General features: G+C 36.6%; 15 protein-coding genes and 3 tRNA genes. 4 read left to right on the top strand and 14 right to left on the bottom strand.

Annotation, left to right across the window (positions count from 1 at the left end):
• Positions 1 to 2: 2 nt before the first annotated feature.
• The 6 genes from HMPREF9699_RS03685 to HMPREF9699_RS03660 form a co-directional block, all read right to left on the bottom strand.
• Positions 3 to 455, bottom strand: a complete 453-nt coding sequence (locus tag HMPREF9699_RS03685) for a hypothetical protein (protein WP_002662516.1) — start codon at positions 453 to 455, stop codon at positions 3 to 5.
• Positions 455 to 910 (bottom strand): hypothetical protein, encoded by a 456-nt coding sequence (locus tag HMPREF9699_RS03680; RefSeq protein ID WP_034985509.1) that lies wholly within the window; start codon positions 908 to 910, stop codon positions 455 to 457. The genes HMPREF9699_RS03685 and HMPREF9699_RS03680 overlap by 1 nt, the downstream gene beginning before the upstream one ends.
• A gap of 24 nt (positions 911 to 934) precedes the next feature.
• On the bottom strand, positions 935 to 2,275 hold the full coding sequence (locus HMPREF9699_RS03675) for a hypothetical protein (protein WP_002662514.1): 1,341 nt from the start codon (positions 2,273 to 2,275) through the stop codon (positions 935 to 937).
• Between the two features lie 11 nt (positions 2,276 to 2,286).
• Complete coding sequence (aspA, locus tag HMPREF9699_RS03670) at positions 2,287 to 3,678, bottom strand: aspartate ammonia-lyase (protein ID WP_002662513.1); 1,392 nt, start codon at positions 3,676 to 3,678, stop codon at positions 2,287 to 2,289.
• A 62-nt stretch (positions 3,679 to 3,740) separates the two neighbouring features.
• Positions 3,741 to 4,550: a hypothetical protein gene (locus tag HMPREF9699_RS03665; protein ID WP_002662512.1), complete on the bottom strand. Its 810-nt coding sequence runs from the start codon at positions 4,548 to 4,550 to the stop codon at positions 3,741 to 3,743.
• A 50-nt stretch (positions 4,551 to 4,600) separates the two neighbouring features.
• Positions 4,601 to 5,632 (bottom strand): N-acetylmuramoyl-L-alanine amidase, encoded by a 1,032-nt coding sequence (locus HMPREF9699_RS03660; RefSeq protein ID WP_002662511.1) that lies wholly within the window; start codon positions 5,630 to 5,632, stop codon positions 4,601 to 4,603.
• A gap of 131 nt (positions 5,633 to 5,763) precedes the next feature.
• Between HMPREF9699_RS03660 and HMPREF9699_RS03655 the strand changes: the two genes are divergently transcribed.
• The 3 genes from HMPREF9699_RS03655 (at position 5,764) to HMPREF9699_RS03645 (ending at position 6,046) form a co-directional block, all read left to right on the top strand.
• Positions 5,764 to 5,848: transfer RNA gene (locus HMPREF9699_RS03655), tRNA-Ser, on the top strand.
• An 11-nt stretch (positions 5,849 to 5,859) separates the two neighbouring features.
• Positions 5,860 to 5,934: transfer RNA gene (locus HMPREF9699_RS03650), tRNA-Pro, on the top strand.
• A gap of 38 nt (positions 5,935 to 5,972) precedes the next feature.
• Positions 5,973 to 6,046 (top strand) — tRNA-Arg (locus tag HMPREF9699_RS03645).
• A 133-nt stretch (positions 6,047 to 6,179) separates the two neighbouring features.
• On the opposite strand, the gene HMPREF9699_RS03640 is transcribed toward HMPREF9699_RS03645, so the two are convergent.
• The 6 genes from HMPREF9699_RS03640 to HMPREF9699_RS10780 form a co-directional block, all read right to left on the bottom strand.
• On the bottom strand, positions 6,180 to 8,729 hold the full coding sequence (locus HMPREF9699_RS03640; protein WP_002662510.1) for a TonB-dependent receptor domain-containing protein: 2,550 nt from the start codon (positions 8,727 to 8,729) through the stop codon (positions 6,180 to 6,182).
• Between the two features lie 206 nt (positions 8,730 to 8,935).
• Positions 8,936 to 9,853, bottom strand: coding sequence for a hypothetical protein (locus HMPREF9699_RS03635; protein ID WP_002662508.1), 918 nt, complete (start codon positions 9,851 to 9,853; stop codon positions 8,936 to 8,938).
• A complete protein-coding gene (radC, locus tag HMPREF9699_RS03630) occupies positions 9,850 to 10,527 on the bottom strand; it encodes a RadC family protein (protein WP_002662506.1) in 678 nt (225 codons plus the stop codon). Before radC ends, HMPREF9699_RS03635 begins: the two co-directional genes overlap by 4 nt.
• A gap of 15 nt (positions 10,528 to 10,542) precedes the next feature.
• Positions 10,543 to 11,079, bottom strand: a complete 537-nt coding sequence (locus tag HMPREF9699_RS03625) for a murein L,D-transpeptidase catalytic domain-containing protein (protein WP_245946072.1) — start codon at positions 11,077 to 11,079, stop codon at positions 10,543 to 10,545.
• Between the two features lie 28 nt (positions 11,080 to 11,107).
• Entirely contained in the window at positions 11,108 to 11,776 is a 669-nt protein-coding gene (locus tag HMPREF9699_RS03620) for an ABC transporter ATP-binding protein (protein WP_002662502.1), read from the bottom strand.
• A gap of 217 nt (positions 11,777 to 11,993) precedes the next feature.
• Positions 11,994 to 13,985, bottom strand: a complete 1,992-nt coding sequence (locus tag HMPREF9699_RS10780) for a hypothetical protein (protein WP_002662500.1) — start codon at positions 13,983 to 13,985, stop codon at positions 11,994 to 11,996.
• Positions 13,986 to 14,827: 842 nt separating this feature from the next.
• Between HMPREF9699_RS10780 and HMPREF9699_RS03610 the strand changes: the two genes are divergently transcribed.
• A complete protein-coding gene (locus HMPREF9699_RS03610; protein ID WP_002662496.1) occupies positions 14,828 to 17,335 on the top strand; it encodes a M1 family metallopeptidase in 2,508 nt (835 codons plus the stop codon).
• An 84-nt stretch (positions 17,336 to 17,419) separates the two neighbouring features.
• Here HMPREF9699_RS03610 and obgE read toward each other — a convergent pair whose 3' ends face one another.
• Together obgE and ctlX are read right to left on the bottom strand one after the other, a co-directional pair.
• Entirely contained in the window at positions 17,420 to 18,403 is a 984-nt protein-coding gene (gene obgE / locus HMPREF9699_RS03605) for a GTPase ObgE (protein ID WP_002662494.1), read from the bottom strand.
• Between the two features lie 56 nt (positions 18,404 to 18,459).
• A complete protein-coding gene (gene ctlX / locus HMPREF9699_RS03600; RefSeq protein ID WP_002662492.1) occupies positions 18,460 to 19,383 on the bottom strand; it encodes a citrulline utilization hydrolase CtlX in 924 nt (307 codons plus the stop codon).
• Positions 19,384 to 19,458: the final 75 nt, after the last annotated feature.

Raw genomic sequence — 19,458 nt, 5'->3', positions numbered from 1 at the left:
CATTAATTCCTACCTAACACATAGATGTCATGTACTACTAAACCTCCAAGGATTTTCTCATCTTTTCCTGTCCATTTCACACAAGTAGGATTTTCTTTAGGATAGCAATATTTACCCTTCTTCAAATCCCAATTTTGATTAAAAATAACCACTAATTGTGTAGGTCTATCATTAATTTCTTTATCCCAGGTCTTTAAATAACTTTGGTAAGTCATTTGCCGAAATGAAATCATATGAACTTCTTCTCGATTTCTATTAGGTCCATAACTAACAGATTTTATCGTACTTTTGTCCATTTTAGACAATAGATAAGAAAGAGGCTTACCTACAAAATCTTGTTTATGAGCAACAAGTACGGAAGCATCTTTTATACCTACTTTCTCTATTGTTTGAGCCATACCATGGGTACAAAATACAATACCAAAAAAACTGAAAAGTTTTATAAGCTGTTTCATTAATTTCTTCCTAACACATAGATGTCATGTACTACTAAACCTCCAAGGATTTTCTCATCTTTTTCTGTCCATTTCACACAAGTAGAATCTTCCTTAATATAACAAGGTTTTCCTTTGCTCAAATCCCAATTTTGATTAAAAATAACCACTAATTGTGTAGGTCTATCATTAATTTCTTTATCCCAGGTCTTTAAATAACTTTGGTAAGTCATTTGCCGAAATGAAATCATATGAACTTCTTCTCGATTTCTATTAGGTCCATAACTAACAGATTTTATCGTACTTTTGTCCATTTTAGACAATAGATAAGAAAGAGGCTTACCTACAAAATCTTGTTTATGAGCAACAAGTACGGAAGCATCTTTTATACCTACTTTCTCTATTGTTTGAGCCATACCATGGGTACAAAATACAATACCAAAAAAACTGAAAAGTTTTACAAGCTGTTTCATCATTTATAATATTTAATTTAGTATTTCTTAAGGACATAAATCTACCTGATATCCACCACCTGGACTTCCTGCTTTCTTTTTGGTTCTTACTCCCCTAAATCTCCCCGCACTGTCCATTTTAGTAAGTGCTACCCCTGCGTTGTAGGTCTCTAATATATGAGATAAAGCTCCTGCTTCTCCTATATCCAGACGCATATCATTCCATTCATTAAATAAATTAGGTGGCAAAGTAGGAGGATATCCTGGCACTTGTACACTGGGAAATTTCTTCAAAAACTGTGCTATAGCATTAGGGTCTGTTACCACTAAAGCATATACCGTTCCACCAGAAGTAATGATAAATCTCATGTTAAAAGAGCCATACTGCAGATGATACTGCATCATGCTGTATACATCTCCAAAAGACGGAGGTGAGTTATTGGGGTGATTGTGTATATCTGCTATCGGATAGGGAAAAGGGGAATTCACAGTTCCGCTATTTGTACCAAAATTTTGCACAGGCGTATAATTTGGATTACCATTAGGGGTATGGCTACCTATTGCTACTCCGTTTTCATTTCCATTTGCATTAAAAGCATTTTTAATGTCTTGTACAGCATTCTTAAATTTTTGCGTTTTTCCCAGTTCATTTGCCTTATCAGTTCCCGATTTTATCTTTTCACACGGTGGATCTTTAGGTGGGTTAGTTTGTTTAGGTGGACGAGGTGGGATAATGACAATAGGTGGCGATGGTATAGGAGGTAATGGTTGCCAGCCTGCGGGAGGAATTATCGGTTTGGGAGGAACATGAATATAGACAGGAGGAATTTCAGTAGCAGGAGGTTCACCATTTGAGTGACAATTCATTCCACATCTGGCATTTACATCTCCTCTCTGATGATTAACATAGATATCATTAATAATATTTCCTTTATTGATTAATATTTCGTACTGAGAATCTGCATCCAAAGACACATACGAAACCTTACCTTTCATTTTTTTCATGATGTCATGTGAAGAAAGTCTATAATCTTCCTCATCGAAAGGCGTTCCATCCGATTCAAATCTCCATAAATGACCTTGTATTACATTACTATCTATTCTGAAAGAAAACCGTTCCAATACCATATTGTCATCATTCTTGACAGGAATAATAATCAATACAATTTTATTATCCTCTTGGGAAATATATGTATTATCCCAATCAATATTTTTATTTGTCAATAAAAGATTTTTCTGGTAAATACTATTTTCCGTAAAATAGTGTTTATCTATTATTTCTACTATCTCTTCATAAGAGTTTATAGTTTCTTTATCATCAATTCTATCTGAAATACAAGAAAATAAGGATAATATCCCAAGAAATAATAAAACCCTAGCCTTTTTCATGTAAATTGTTTTTAATGCGATTGTAGCATATTCTTCGGATCGAGCAAATCATTCAGTTCTTTTTCTGAAAGAAGATTTTTCTCTAACACCAAATCATAAACGCTTTTCCCTGTTTCTAATGCTTCTTTAGCAATTGCAGTGGATGTTTTATAGCCCAATGCAGGATTCAATGCTGTAACAATTCCGATGGAATTTTTCACCATATTCAGGCATACTTCTTTATTGGCAGTGATGCCTACTACACATTTTTCTCTAAGGGTATCTAGTGCATTGCAAAGGAACTGGATATTCTCCATAATGGCGTGAGAAAGCACGGGTTCCATTACATTAAGCTGAAGCTGTCCTGCCTCCGCAGCAAAGGTTACGGTAAGGTCATTCCCTATGATTTTATAACACACTTGGTTCACTACTTCTGGAATTACTGGATTCACTTTTCCTGGCATAATGGAAGAGCCAGGCTGCATAGGAGGAAGATTAATCTCATACAACCCTGCACGAGGTCCCGAAGAGAGTAACCTTAAATCATTGCATATTTTAGAGAGTTTTACTGCCAATCTTTTCATTGCCGAAGAATAAATCACATACGAGCCTGTATCAGGAGTAGCTTCTACTAAATTCGGTGCAGAAACGATAGGATAACCCGTAATATCTGCAAGATTTTCAGCACATTTCTTGGCATAGCCTAGCGGTGCATTCAGTCCCGTTCCTATAGCGGTAGCTCCCATATTCACCTCTACGAAAAGTTTTGCATTATTGTTCAGCCTTTCCACATCTTCTTCCAGAGTAGCTGCAAAAGCTTCAAACTCTTGCCCTAATGTCATCGGGACAGCATCTTGGAGCTGCGTTCTTCCCATTTTGATAACATCCTGAAATTCTTCCCCTTTTGCTCTAAACGCCTTTACGATGGAAGCGAGTTTCTCTACCAATTTTTCATTCATCTGAAGAAGGGCTAATTTTATTGCCGTAGGATAGGCATCATTGGTAGATTGAGAAAGATTAATATGGTCATTGGGAGAGCAATGCGTATAATCTCCTTTTTCTTTACCCATTTTTTCGAGGACGATATTAGCGATGACCTCATTAGCGTTCATATTCACAGAAGTCCCTGCCCCTCCCTGAATCATATCAATAGGAAACTCAGCATTATACTTGCCAGTAGCCAGCTCATCACACGCTAAGAGGATATTCTGGTAAAGTTCATCATTCAATAGCCCGAAAGAGTGATTGGTCATGGCTGCTCCTTTCTTCACCCAAGCCAAGGCACGAATAAATTCAGGGTAAGAAGAAAGAGTTTGACCAGATATTTTAAAATTCTCTATGGCTCTTTGCGTTTGTACACCATAATACGCATTGGCTGGTACTTGTAGCTCGCCTAAGAGATCGGATTCTTTTCTGTAATTCATGATAAGTATATATTAGAAGTTTGCACACAAAGATACAAAAACTATTGACCTTTTCGTAAATATTAAAACCTACCTTCAAAAGAAACGCCTATCAAAGGAAAATCCTCTTCAAATCGTTTCCACTCTTTCTGCGTATTACGGATAAAAAACGGTACTTTTTTACTAGAACTAAAGAATTGAACGGAGGATTTTATGGGTTGATTTACATCCGAAGTGCCAAACGCTTCTATCACTTGTACCGAAAGCAGTATCCCTTCCTCCGAAATAGGAATATTCTCTAATGGAATATTGTTTTTATTTTTAACCATTTGATTTAGCCCGATGATTACTAAACTATTATCAATAGGTTCTTTGGCAGGAACACCATTTTCTATAGGGTAAAAACGAATAAAAAGCCGTGCATTCTCATTGTCAAACACCTTTTTCATGGGAAGCATCATGGATTTTAGTATGCCCGATTTTTGATACGGATTCTCAATAAGATATCCCAGCTCTACCGAACGAGGCGTTATGGAAGACAATCTAACAGAACGATTTTTCTTGGCAGGAAAACCAAAAGTTTTCTTTTCTCTTTTCGCCAAATGTACTTCGGGAATACGAACCACTTTTTGAGACAGCAATATCTTTCCAGTGAACGCATTCACCTTTTTATCATAATACCCTTCTTTCCTAAGTACCAATTCATCAAATGTTCGATGCACTCTAAACTTCCCCAATGAATCTGCATAAAACAGCTTTCCGTCCATCACCACCTCTACAAAAGAAACTGGCTTTGAATCCAAACTATCTATAATGGAAATGGTTTGGCTTTTAAAAGAAATATTGACCATTAGCAAAAAGAAAACGGTGATGATTACTTTATTCATTCTCATACAAAGATTTTTTTCTAATCACAAATCATGGTTATTTCTGATAGTATTCATCAAGGATATTTCTGCAAAAGAGCTTTGAGTATGGCATAGGTCTCTACATCCATAATTCCGTCATAGTTTTCGGGTCTGAAACGATATTGGAAAGCAGTAATTGTTTTTTTCGTCGCCTCATCTACCATGCCTGAGGTAGCAATATTAAAACCAAATTGGTTTAAATCTTTTTGATATTGATATATGACCGATGGAGCATATAAATCCTCATTAACGAGCTGCACCATAAACCTTTCCTTAGCATCTTCATCATACCACATGCCTATTCCGTAGTCAGTATATAGTTTTTTCCAAGGAAATTTAGGCCCTGGATCTTGTTTTCTGGTAGGAGCGATATCTGAATGTGCCAATATATTCTGTGGAAGGATTCCGTATCTATTGGCAATATCTTTTACCAATTCAGCTACTTTTTTCACTTGATAATCGGGAAAGTCTGGGAAGTAATATCCGCCAGGTACATCTTTCGCCTGATTCACAATCTCTATACCAATGGAAGAATCATTCAGATTGTTATTCCCTCTCCAATAGCTCACCCCAGCGTGGTAAGCTCTTTTATTCTCATCTACCAACTGGTAAATTTCATTATCCTCCGTATCATTGACCAAATAATGTGCACTTACTGCCTGCTGGGTAAGCACTCTAAGCGATGCCTCATTATTCAGTGCAGTATAGTGCAAAATAATATACCTCTGCCTAAATCCTTGCCCTAAAGAAGGAAAATGGTTTTTAGTAACCATATATCCCATAGGTTTTGCAGAAACAATGGAGCCATAGCTGATGGTATTATCATTTTTAGCAGGATTAGAAATATTCTCTTTAAAAAAGTCTAAATTCCCAAAATGAGTAATTTGAGGCTTCTTTTCTTGTGTTGTCAGGTGGGCATGCTGTGCATGAGATGGATTTTTTTCTTTCTTCTTCGGTGGGATGACAGTTGTTTTTTTAGAAGACACATTGCGTACCACTCCTTTTTTAGGAGTAGCACAAGAAAAAACCAAAACCGATAACACACTGGTATATATCATTTTACGCATTTTAAATTTTATTTTGATGAATTATTTTGTAAAAATATGAAAAAAAAGTCTAAAAAAAATTTGGTATTTAGAAAAATACCCTCTATATTTGCACTCGCAATTACGGAATAGAAGTTCATTACTATTTGCAAGGAGGGTTGCCGGAGTGGTTAACGGAGCAGTTTGCTAAACTGTCGACGCGAAAGTGTCGCATGAGTTCGAATCTCATACCCTCCGCACAAAAATCTCGGGGTGTAGCGTAGTCCGGTCATCGCGCCTGGTTTGGGACCAGGAGGTCGCAGGTTCGAATCCTGCCACCCCGACAAAAAGTTCCTTCGGGAATTTTTGTGTTTTACACAATGGGTGCGTAGCTCAGCTGGATAGAGCATCTGCCTTCTAAGCAGACGGTCAAAGGTTCGAATCCTTTCGCGCTCACAAAAAAGCCTTACAATTGTAAGGCTTTTTTTTTGTTATTTACTAAAAAAACATCACAAATTCGGTATATTCATAAAAAACAGCCAGAAAACAAAATTTTCTGGCCGTTTTTATTTTTCATGGTAATGAAATTTTACATCGGTGGCATATCTGCTCCTTCGTCATACCCTCCATTTCTATCTTGTTTTTTACGCGGAAGCTCTACTTTTTCCCCTTGTCTGAATCGGTAAGTGAATGTAAGCGACATCTGTCTCGGCATCCATTGCATATAAACTTCAGAATCCATTACATCAGAAAAAGTAAAATTATTCATTCTTCTAGTACTGAAAATATCTTGGATATTAAATGCAATGGTTCCATTTCCTTTCCAAATGGTTTTAGAAGCTCCGAAATTCAGTGCGTACATAGAATTTCTCTTGGTAGAAACCGTTCTTTCTGCTCCTCTATAAAAACCTTGAAGCTGAATATTAAAAGTTCTATCTACCCTAAAGCTAGAGGTAAGCCTTGCGATAGTGGAAAGTCCATTTCCTGAGAAATCCCTAAATCTTTGTGCGGTATTCCCATTGGCATCTATCACATTAAAGGTATAGTATCCAGAGTTATCGTACCCGAAGATATTAAAGCTCCCCATCCATTTCCACCATGGCAAAAGTTCCGCAGAGAAGTTGAAATCCAATCCATAGCGAGCCTCCACTCCATTATTAATCGGCATGGAATAGAGCGTATTCACTCTTTCATCTGCTCTGTAGGTTACCATTCTCACCTCATTATTTGAACGCCTGTAATAGAGCGTAGGGTTTATGGTCAGTTTTCCTTTAGAATAATTGTATCCTAACTCATAAGAATCTACAAATGAAGGGTCTAAATCTATATTTCCTGCAAAAAGCGTTCTCGGGCTGCTGTATCTCCCATAGGGAACGAGGAAAAATGAACGCGGACGGTCTATTCTTCTGCTATAATTGAGTAGAATCTGATTATTTTTAGAAATATCATAACTCAGATATACACTTGGGAAAAGATTATTATAATTTTTATTTTTTACCAATACATCTCCAGCCTTATTTCTATAATCAATGTCAATATTAGAATGTTCATTTCTCAATCCCAATTGGTAACTCAAATTTCCTAATTTACTCTTAAACTGCACATAAGCGGCATTAAACATTTCCTTATAATCGGTAGTATTAGAATAAAGGTCAGCCACTGCCTGAACGCTATTCATCACGGAATCGGTATTGAGGACATTGTCATAAATATTATGATTAATATCTAAACGATACCCCGCTTCTAATTTAGAATTTTCCCCGATAGGCAATTCATAATCCAATTTCCCTAAAGCCGTTTTTCTTGTGGAGTTCTGGTTCATTTCATCATTCTGCCCTAAGATGGAATTATTAAACTCCCTCATAAAGGAATCATTTTCATTTTTAGTCTGCTGAAGGCTCACTGCGAGGCTTAGGTTATGCCCTTGTTGATTAAACTTATGGTCTATCCCAAAGTCTCCTTGCACCGTATTATTCTTACCATTACCATTTTCGTCTCTATGGCTATAGAGTGGAGCTGTATTTCGTCTCTCTTCGGTAATATCAATGCTTCCTGTAGTACGAGAATCAAAAGCTCTGAGCGTAATGGAAGCATTCATAGATGTTTTATCATTAAAATCATAAACCATTCCCGTAGCACCATGATAACTATTTTGCTCGTTATAATTAGTTCCGAGCTGTTCAGAGTGGGTAATATTACCATCGGTCATTACATTTTTGTAATTAGAATAGCTATTAAATATCCCTCTGTTTTTTCTATAGCTTCCGCCCCCATTGATGAACCAAGCAAGATTCCCTTTTCTCCAGCTGAGGTTGGTATTCAACATAGTCTGAGGTAAATAGCCTACCGCTCCCGTTACGCTCCCATTGAAACCTAATTTTTTATTTTTTTTCAAAATAATATTAAGAATTCCCGCTGTTCCAGAGGCTTCGAACTTAGAAGACGGATTAGTAATTACCTCTATTCTTTCTATTTGGTCCGCAGGAATAGCACGAAGTGCATTGGCACCATCATCTATCCCAAGGAGTGCTGATGGTTTTCCATTGATAAGAAAACGGACATTAGAACTCCCCCGCATAGAGACCGTTCCATCCGTATCTACATCTACGGAAGGGACATTAGAGAGTACATCTTGCAGGCTTCCTCCTTTGGAAATAAGGTCCGTAGAGGGGTCATATACTTTTTTATCTAGCTCTACTTTATACGCTTTTGGAGCTGCAGTGATGACCACAGCGTCTATTTCTTTGGTTTTAGCTCCGTTTCCTTCGGGCTCCAGAGTGATAGTAGGGAGGTTTCCTTTCCCTATATTTTGAGTCATAGTTTTAGCTTTAAACCCTACTGCATCTATCTTTACGGTATAACTACCAGGTACTAAGCTCAGCTTAAAAACCCCTTTATCATCTGTAAGTACCGCATCATTCAGAGCCTTATTGGCTTTATTTTCAAATACGATAGAAGTATAAGGAATCACCGCACCATCGGTAGATTTTACATTTCCAGCAATGCTCACTTTTTCTTGTGCAAAAGCCATTGCAGCAGCAGAAAGTACGAAGGTAAGTCCTAAAGTTTTACGGCGAAATACATTCGCCACATGAGTTTGTTTCATAGTTTTAATAATTTCTTCCAATGAAACCATCATCGTGTTTCATCTTCCTTAGACGCAAGAAATCAAGAAATGTTAAAACAATCAATGTTAATTTTTTGTTAAAATGATTATATTTTTACCAAATCCACATAATTACTATTTAGTCTTTATATAAATAATGAAAAAAAATGAAAAAAATAAAAACAATTAATGCGTAATAGCAAAACCGCTCCTCCTCTTGAAAAATAAATTATAGAAGATCAAAAGCCGAATAAGCCGCCTATTTTACGCCAATGCCATTGTTTCAATAATTCTTTTTTATGAAAAAACACCGTAGGATAATGAAACAATGCAGGTCTGAAGCCTCTAAAAAACTCTTCTACCGAAGGTACATCACTTCCCTCAAAATCAAAGTCTTTCTGAGAAATCCATTCTGAAATTGCAAAGTCCACCAGTTTAGAAGAGCCATTGAGCTTTATTTTGTCTTTTACATTATAAGTACCCAGTAATGCAACGGCGTTCGTATCTTGGTACAAGGCTAAGGCATTAATGATTTCACCATGATAGTAAAAAGCATAGAAATACATCCTTCCAGTTTCCGATAAAGCATGTAGCGTATCTATATACGCCATTGCATCTTTTTCTTGCCGATGCCCCACCATATTGGTAAGCATAAAATCTTTACCTTCCTCAAAGGGAATAGCTCTCCACACAGCATTTTCCACCACCTCTTCTTCTAATCGGAGTTTCCTTTTTCTTTTGGGAGAATATTTTCTGAATGCCTCTTCGTAAGGCTGATTTTGAAGAATAAAGTTTTGCCTGCATTTAAAATCATCAGGCAATGAATTGTGCTGATTATAGGCATAATACGCCACGAAATAATTTTTCATCAGATACCGATGAAACTCCATATTCATAGCTTGAGAATCATGAGCAGAAAAAACGCCCAACTGCTGGCAGAGTTTGGGTAAGAGTACAAACTTTACTCCCATTTTTTTTACAAAAGGGATAGGCATCACCGCATCATAATTCCCTAATACCATAATATCCCACTGATTGCCTGCTACCGCATTTAGAAAAGTAGAAGTAGCAGAATATCTATACTGTGCTGAATTTTCTAGGCATCTGTCATACAAATTAAAATCAATTTTATGATGAGGAATTTTATGTATTTTCATAATAAACGATGGTCTGAAAAACTATAATAATCTGATGCGGTAATAATGATATGGTCTAATAGCTGAATGTCTAATGTTTTAGTAGCCTCATTTATTTTTCGGGTAATATCTTGATCTTCTGAACTCGGAACCAGTATCCCCGAAGGATGATTATGAGCGATAATGATTCCCGTAGCGTAATATTCTAATGCCATTCTACAAATGACTCTTATATCTACTAAAGCTCCCGTATATCCACCTTCTGAGCACCTTGCCTGATGAATTACTCTACCTGCGTTATTGAGAAAAAGCACCCAAAATTCTTCTTTTTTAAGGTCGGCAAGGCGGGGATGTAAAATGAGAAAAGCATCTCTACTACTTTTAATCTGAGGATATTCAGGAAGTTCCTGCATAGATTTTCTCCTGCCTATCTCTAACGCCGTAGCCATGGAGATGGCCTTTGCCTCACCTACGCCTTTAAATTTCATGAGTTCCGGTAGCGTGAGCTGAGCAAGCCTATGCCAACTATTTTCTACCGAAGTGAGTATTTTTCTTGCCAATTCCACTGCACTTTCCTCACGGTTTCCACTGCCCATGATAATGGCCAATAATTCTGAGTCCGAAAGGGATTCTTTGCCTTTCAGGATGAATTTTTCTCTCGGTCTATCGTCTTGGGCAAGAGATTTTATAGACATAATAGTGATTTTGAATTAATAATACGCGTACATGATGATGATTTTATTAGACGCATCAATGTACCGAGCAACGGTATTAAAAAAATTTTGAGATACCATAGGACATCCTAAACTGAGGCAAATAGGTTTTGAGGTTTCCTCATCGGGAACACAGCCATAAGGATGAAGTACGATGGCTCTTTTCATCGCTTTATTATTGGTAGCATCCAGCCCTTTCAGCCGATAAGATTTCCCAAACGCCCCTGAATAACTTTTACCAATTTCATATTTCCCCAAAGAAGATTGGTAAGAATTTTCTGTATTACTAAATATCAGCGTAGAAGAATGAGCTTTCTCAGAACCTGCCCCATGTGCCACCAATCCTTTTTCTAATATTCTCTGCCGTTTAAAACTGTATAAGAAAAAACGGTTTTTATTAGAAGGAATTCTAAAATCAATGAATATCGCAAGGTCTGAATTGTACTTTTCTTTTTGAATGAATTTTTCTATTTCCAATAGCCTATCCTTCCCTATCTGCCCAAATGAAAAAGCAAACCAACAAAATAAAAACAATATAGAAAAGTGTTTTCCCATCTATTCACTACGAAATAATCAATCCATCTTTCATCACTAATTTCCTATCCGTAATTTCTGCCAATTCTTTATTGTGAGTAACAATAACGAAAGTCTGATTGTACTTATCTCTGAGATCAAAGAAAAGCTGATGAAGGTCATCTGCGTTTTTAGAATCTAAATTCCCTGTAGGTTCATCTGCAAGGATGATTTTAGGAGAATTTATCAGTGCCCTCACCACCGCCACACGCTGTGCCTCTCCCCCCGAAAGGGCATTGGGTTTATGGTGAAGCCTTTCTATAATTCTTAAATCTTCAAATAAAGAATACGCTTTCTCCAGTGTATCATCATTATAGGCACCCGCTATTCTTGCAGGTAAAAGCACATTTTCCAAAGCCGTAAACTCTGGAAGCAACTGATGAAACTGAAATACAAAACCAATATGTTTGTTTCTAAATTTAGATAACTCCCTATCTTTCATAGCAATATAAGACTGCCCATCCAAAAGTATTTCTGTCCCATATTTTTCAGGATGCGTAGGTAGATCCAGTGTACCTATGATTTGCAATAGCGTAGATTTCCCAGCCCCTGATTCTCCTACAATAGAGACCACTTCTCCTTCTTTCACCGTAATATCCACCCCCTTGAGTACCTCTAAATCTCCATAGAATTTTCTAATATTTTTCGCTTTAATCATAATCCCAAAAGTACGAAAATATTTGATTACAATATATAACCGTGTTTTTGAGAAATTGTACGAGGTACAAAGTACAAATTTTAGAAGTTGGAGATGAGATGTTAGAGATTAGAAGCTAACTGCTATTCGCTAATAGCCAATAGCCATCTGCCAATAGCCATAAACTGATAAAAAAAAGCCCTATCAGAACTGCAACTCCGATAGGGCAAAATAAAATTTATTGAATTAATTTTTCTAATCTCTCAAGCCTCTGCTTTAAATCTGCAATCTCTGCATCTTTAGCTTTTAATGCTTTATCTTGCTCTATACTATGCAAGTAAAGCTCTTCTATTTTCTCCACATTGGTCAGCTGCGTTTCCATTAAATCTACATAACCTTGTGCTTTAATAGTCTCCGCAGATTTATATCCTGGTAAATGTCCATTGGTTTTTACAAAATCTTCTACTTGGCTCAATGATTTGAAATTGTAATCTGCCTTGATAGACGAAGTCCCTGTATAGTACTTTTGGAATACATAATCTGGGAAGATGGTAGCTCCATTGGTACCCATAAATGAAGACGCATGTACTTTACCATCATCTAAAATACTAACCGTATTTGAACGAGTAGAACCATCCGAATTTACAGCAAGTTTAATGGAATTATTAGTAACATCTTCCGTCCATAAGCTGGCTAATGTAGTAACATCATTAGTACCTATTTTTAACACTCCATTGGCATCTGCATACACATGACGATTACCTGCATTACTTGCTAAAGAAGACGACTTAATATTACCCGCTACATCGAGCTTTTCAGTTGGGTTATTTACTCCAATTCCCACATTACCATTATTCCTTTTGATAATCATTCTATTTCCTATAAGTTGACCGCTATCATCAAATGCTCTAAAATAATAATTTGAACCTTGGTTACTTCCTGTTTCAGTTGTATCATCCATTCCTGAATCCCAACGCAATACAGTGTTAGATCCATTAATTCTTCTTAAAAATCTTAAGTGTCCATATTTCTCTATTTCTGTTTCGATAACAATTCTAGTATTATTATTTTTCATAGAAAACTTTGCATTTCCTCTAACATCAAGTTTTTCAACAGGAGAAGATGTTCCAATTCCAACATTTCCATCTCCTCTTGCAAAAAGAATATAAGGACCTTCAGGATTTGAATTTAAACCAGAGGCATAAAGATTGAATCCTATACCATTTGTGCTACTATCTTTCGCTTTGAATACAAAATCAATACTTCCCGAATTATATTTAGAATGTTCCTTGCCGATGATGATATGAGAGCTAGATGAGAGGGGCATATTAGGAGATAGAAAGGATGCCAGTCTATTGTATCCATTGGTTACTATATCTGTTCGGATTACTTCTAACTGCGAAGTAGGTGCATTGAGAGTTCCTATTCCCACCTTACCATCATCATAAATCTCCATCCGTTTCTTCCTAATTTTACCTAATGTTGTATGAAATTCAAGATTGGAAGAATGCTCATTTGCTGACCAATCTTTAGTAGCATAACCAAACATCGCTGAGGTATTAAAAAAATTACCATTAGTAGTACCATCATAACCACCACCACCAAAGGTAAGTAAATTATCTCCCTTTCTTATAACCTGAGGGCTTCGTGTAGTACCTCTAGATCTTATTGTTGAAAAACCTCCCGAATATTGTGGTATATCTGAAAAAACTCTTACGATAATACCTGATTTTTCCCCATTTCCTTTTAATTCAATATTTCCAAAATCATTTTTCAAACAAACCGCTTCATTCGCAGTATTTTTTATTCCTGGACATTTTGCCCATAATAAATCTGATGTTGAAAGATTGGAAGAGGTTTTCATCCACTCGGTACCATTATAGAAATAATACCCTTTTTCCGTAATCTTCGCTACTTTAGGGTCATTACCTGTATAAGCAGAAATAGGAGAAGTAGTTTCATCCGTAGCATATACCAAAGTACCTTCTACAGGAGTTTCAATATTAGCAATTCTCGTCTTGCTTAGCTTCGGGGCAATAATCCCTTCGTTAGTGGTGGCTTCTTTCTGAGCATTGGCTGTACTTGGGCGAATGTCCATCGTAGCACTCGGCTCTATGGTGTTTATCCCTACTTTACCCCTGTAAGGGTCTTGCTGCTGTTGCTGTGCGTAGCCATAGGTCATAAAACCTAAGAACGCTAACACACTGATCTTGATTGTTGTTTTGTTCATCGTTTTTAAATTTAAAATGTTGATTTATTTTTTTATTAAATGATTAAAAGATTGAAAAAATTAAAGGATTCCGTTCGTTTCGATGATTTCGATGATTTCGATTTTTTAGATTCTTTAATTTCTTTCCTTTTTCTAGATAATTCCTTATTAAATCCCTATCCTCCCAAAAAACAATTAGTGAACTGTACAAATTAGAAGGGAGACACTGATATCGTATTGATTTTTGTAAAAAGTTCTGGTGAAGGATAGGGAAGGTACTGGTGCAGGTCTCTCCTCTATGGGGTAACAAATAACTATGATGATGACATAGACACAAACAAAATTGCCCCCTTCTCAATGAAGGAGGATATAAATTAAAATATCCGATATTTGCTCGCTCTAGATTTTTTTTATAGATTCCGCGTACACACGCATATTTATATATACTTAGCGAAGGTAAGTGTGTGTGTGTGTGTGTGTGTGTGTGTGTGTGTGTGTGTGTGTGTGTGTGTGTGTGTGTGTGTGTGTGTGTGTGTGTGTTTACACAATCATTTGAATTGACCAAATTTTTGGCCCACTTTTTTTCAGTAATTTTATATGTATTGATTGCGTGTAACATAACGAGGCAAAGATAGATAAAGTTTTCTAATACACAAAAAGTTTTTTATAAGTTGTATCATGTACAATGATTTTAAAAATTAAAGCTTAGAAGGCTAAAAGACTAAAAAGTTAGAAGCTATTCACTAAAAGCCAGCAGTTAAAATCCTATTGTCTATGGATTGCCTATTTTTTCATACGCTAAAATTATTTTTTGAGAGGTAAAAATTGTACTTTTGCTTTCGATGTATAATAAAAAATAAGTAATGAAAAAATTGATACTTTCCGCTATGTTGCTCGGGATATTTTTCGCTCCTGAAGTTACCATGGCACAGACAGAAACCTCTGGAAGAGAAACAGTATATAGAGCTACCGCAGCAGTAGAAAATGCTTTGGTACATACCAAACTAAAAGTAGGATTTGATTTTGATAAAGAACATGTTCACGGAGAAGAATGGCTCACTGCTGCTCCTCATTTTTATGCAACCAATACTTTAGAACTAGACGCGAAAGGAATGCTTATTCATGAAGTAGCACTAGAAAAAAAGAATAAAAAAACACCGCTGAAATTTAATTATACCCAAGAGAAACTCACTATTCAATTGGATAAAGAATATCAGAAAGATGAACAATACACTGTATATATTAAATATACCGCCCGTCCTTCAGAAGTAAAACAGATAGGAAGTGCAGCAATTACGGATGCCAAAGGACTTTATTTTATTAATGCACAAGGTAAAGATCCTAATAAACCTACGCAAATTTGGACTCAGGGAGAAACAGAATCTTCCTCGGCATGGTTTCCTACCATTGATAAACCCAACCAAAAAACTACACAGGAAATCTATATCACCGTTCCTGATAAATACATCACGCTTTCTAATGGTTTACTGAAAAATTCTAGTAAAACAGGGAACAACCTAAGAACAGACTACTGGGTGATGGATAAAAAACATGCTCCTTACCTATTTTTTATAGGCGTAGGAGAATATGCCGTGGTAAGAGACCGATGGAAAAATATAGCGGTGGACTACTATGTAGAAAAAGAATATGAACCGTATGCCAAGCAAATTTTCGGGATGACTCCTGAAATGCTGGATTTTTTCTCTAATAAACTGAACTACCCTTACCCTTGGCAAAAATACGCTCAAATTACTGCTAGAGATTATGTGTCGGGAGCTATGGAAAATACCACGGCTGTACTTCACTCAGATATGGCACAGCAAAAACCAGATCAGCTAAAAGACGAAAACCGCTGGGAAGATGTCATTGCTCATGAATTATTTCACCATTGGTTCGGAGATTTAGTAACTACCGAAAGTTGGTCTAATCTTACCATTAATGAATCATTTGCTAACTATTCCGAATACCTGTGGAATGAATATAAATATGGAAAAGACCTCGCAGACTATGGATTGATGCGTGCTAACCAAGGATATTTCCTTAATCCTGAAAATATCAGTAAAGATTTGGTAAGGTTTAATTACCATTCTAGAGAAGATATGTTTGATGCGGTGAGCTATAATAAAGGAGGTGCTATTCTTCACATGCTTAGGAATTATTTAGGAGATAAGGCATTCTTCGCTTCTCTTACCTCATTTTTGAAAGTCAATGAATATGGTACGGCAGAGGCACATCAGCTAAGACTGGCAATGGAAAAGGTCAGTGGTAAAGATTTAAACTGGTTTTTTAATCAATGGTTTTTTGGCAGTGGACACCCTACACTTAGCTATACCAGCTCTTTTGATCCTATAAAAAAAGCTGTTACATTATCTATTCATCAGTCTCAAAACCAATATTTTCAGTTTCCATTAGTGATAGATTTTATAGAGAATGGGAAAGCCCAAAGACACAAAGTTTGGGTAGATGCCAAAGCGAAAAATGACTTCGTATTGCCTTCATCTAAAAATCCTGAAGTGATTAATGTCAATGCCGATGGGGTATTGCTTTCAGAAATTAAAGAACAACTTACCCCTGCACAGGCCACTGCTATGTATCAGGCTTCTAAAGATTTTCTAAGCAGATATAGAGCCATCAAAGCAGTGGAAAAAATGCCTGAAAATGACACAGCCACTCAGCTTTTAGTCCGTGCCTTGAAGGATAGCAATTTCAGAATTAGAGTAATGGCACTCAATGCCTTAGATTTATCTCAACCTGCCGTAGCAAAGCGAGCAATATCTGAAGTAGAGCAAAAGCTAAACGATGATAAAACACTGGTAGTAGCCGCCGCACTTTCTGCATTAGCAAAAACTAAGAATGCAAAATACGCTTCTGTCTTTGAGAAAAATGTTTCTTCACCATTATCATTTGCTACAAAAGCAGCCGGTTTAGAAGGTCTGGTTCAGGTAGCTCCTGAAAAAGTAGAAAAAATCATCGGTACAATTGACTTAGAAAATGCCAGCGAAAACATCATTACTTCCCTTTTACCTGTTATCATTAATAATAAAGTAGAAAAACAGCTTTCTGCAATTGCCTCTACTGTGGCTTTTTATCCTTTTATAAAATTCCAAGATCCTAAATTAGGTGCATTGGCAGAAAAAGGATTCCACTGGATGATGACTACCGATAATAGTAAAGCAATAGATCATCTTACTAAAATTCTAGGGCAAGTAAAAGGACAACTGGGCGGTAATCCACAAGCAAAAATGATGATTCTCAATATGCTGAAAGAAGGGGTGCAAAAGAAAATGGAAACACTCAAACAAAATCCTAATAGTATATCTCTGCAGTACCAAGTGGAACAACTGAACAAAACAATAACTTCCTATCAATAGTCTCCTATTTAATAGAGATGAATTGAAAAATAAGCTGCCTCTGAAAAGAAGCAGCTTATTTTTCAATTATTTTTTAAGGAAATATTATCCGTGGAGTCTTTTCCAGATGGCGTCTTTGAGTTCGGGAAGTCCTTCTTGAGTAACGCCAGAGAAAAAAAGTGGTGGCTTATGCTCAGGAAATTCTGCAGCGATTTCCGCTTTAAGTTCGTCATCAAGTAAATCCGATTTGGATATTGAAACGATAAAATCTTTGTCTAAAAGTTCAGGGTTGTATTCCTTTAATTCATTTTCCAAAATTTTATACTCTTGATAATGATTTTCAGAATCTGCAGGAATTAGAAACAATAAGATAGAGTTTCTTTCTATATGCCTTAAAAATCGGTGTCCTAATCCCTTTCCTTCTGCAGCACCTTCTATGATTCCAGGAATATCTGCCATTACAAAAGATTTGTAATTTCTATAGTTCACTATTCCTAAGTTGGGGGTAAGTGTAGTAAACGCATAGTCTGCAATCTTAGGTTTTGCTGCGGAGACAGCGGCTAAAAGAGTAGATTTTCCAGCATTCGGAAAGCCTACTAGACCTACATCTGCAAGGACTTTGAGTTCAAAGACAATGTAGCCTTCTTCCCCAGGAAGTCCAGGCTGGGCGTAGCGAGGTGTTTGGTTGGTAGCGGATTTAAAATGCTCATTCCCCAATCCTCCTTTTCCACCGTGCATCAGGATGATTTCTTGTCCATCTTCTAATATCTCACCGATGATTTCTCCTTCTTCATTTTTAGCAATAGTCCCTATCGGTACTTCTATGTACACATCTTCCCCGAATCTTCCTGTAAGCTGATTCTTTCCACCAGGCTGCCCATTTTCTGCACGCACATGTCGGGTATAGCGAAGGGGAAGGAGTGTCCATTCATGGGCATTTCCTTTCATGATAATATGCCCACCTCTACCTCCATCTCCACCATCTGGACCCCCTTTCGGGATGTATTTTTCTCTTCTTAAGTGGGCAGACCCAGCACCTCCGTGTCCAGATTTACAATGGATTTTTACATAATCTACAAAATTTGACATGTACTATTTTTTTTGTGTGAAAAATTCTTTTTTACCGTGCAAAGATAGTGATATTACTATGTTTTAGGCAAAAATACCTCTGCCAGCATACATCTTGCACTTCCTCCTCCATTGGTTTCTATAGTTTGGAGGTCAGCATATACTACTTCACAGTATTTTTCTATTTGGGCTATTTGTTCTGGTAATAGTGATTGGTAAGCACTTTGGCTCATTACAAGGAATTTTTCTCCTTGTTCATTTTGTACCTGAAGCATATTTCCTGCAAAATTTTGCATTTGAGTTTCGGTAATCTCTACAATTTCTTTACCCGAATTTTGAATAGTGTGGATGACATGCTCTCTTTCTGCTTGGTCATCAATACAGTCTAAACAAATAACTACAAATTGGTCTGCTACACACATCATCACATTGGTATGATAAATAGGAAGTCTTTCGTTTCCTGCAGTTTGGAAGGAATGAAAAACGATAGGGGTATAACCGAACTGTTCACAAAAAGTTCTGAATAAATTTTCGTCTAATCTTAGAGACACTGAACCATAAGCAATCTTATTATCATGATCAAAAATCATACTTCCTGTGCCTTCTAGAAATTTTTCATCCGTTTCTGATGAGGTAAAATCTATAATTTCTTTTACTTCAAACCCTTGATTTTTAATTTGCTCTAAGATATCCATTCTTCTTTCATCTCTTCTGTTGGGAGCAAACATAGGATACAGTACCACCTTACCATCATGTCCAAAGCTCACCCAGTTATTAGGGAAAATAGAGTCTGGTGTATGTGGCTCTAAAGTGTCTTTTATAGTAATAACATTGATTCCTTTACTTCTGAGCTTTTCTACGAAAGCATTAAACTCTGCTAAGGCTTTGGTTTGGGTATCTTCATTTTCAGAATTCACCTGAAAGTAGTTATTTTCCGCTGTTTGAGCATTGTACCCAAAAGCGATAGGCTCTATCATGAGAACAGTATGAGTTGTTTGCATAGTTTTAATAAAATGAATGAACAAAGATAAAGGAAAACTCCGTTATATTGCAAGGGTATCTGGATAGATTCTATA

It is taken from the genome of Bergeyella zoohelcum ATCC 43767 (genome assembly GCF_000301075.1).
Lineage (GTDB): Bacteria > Bacteroidota > Bacteroidia > Flavobacteriales > Weeksellaceae > Bergeyella > Bergeyella zoohelcum.
This window is presented reverse-complemented; position numbering and strand designations above follow the sequence as displayed.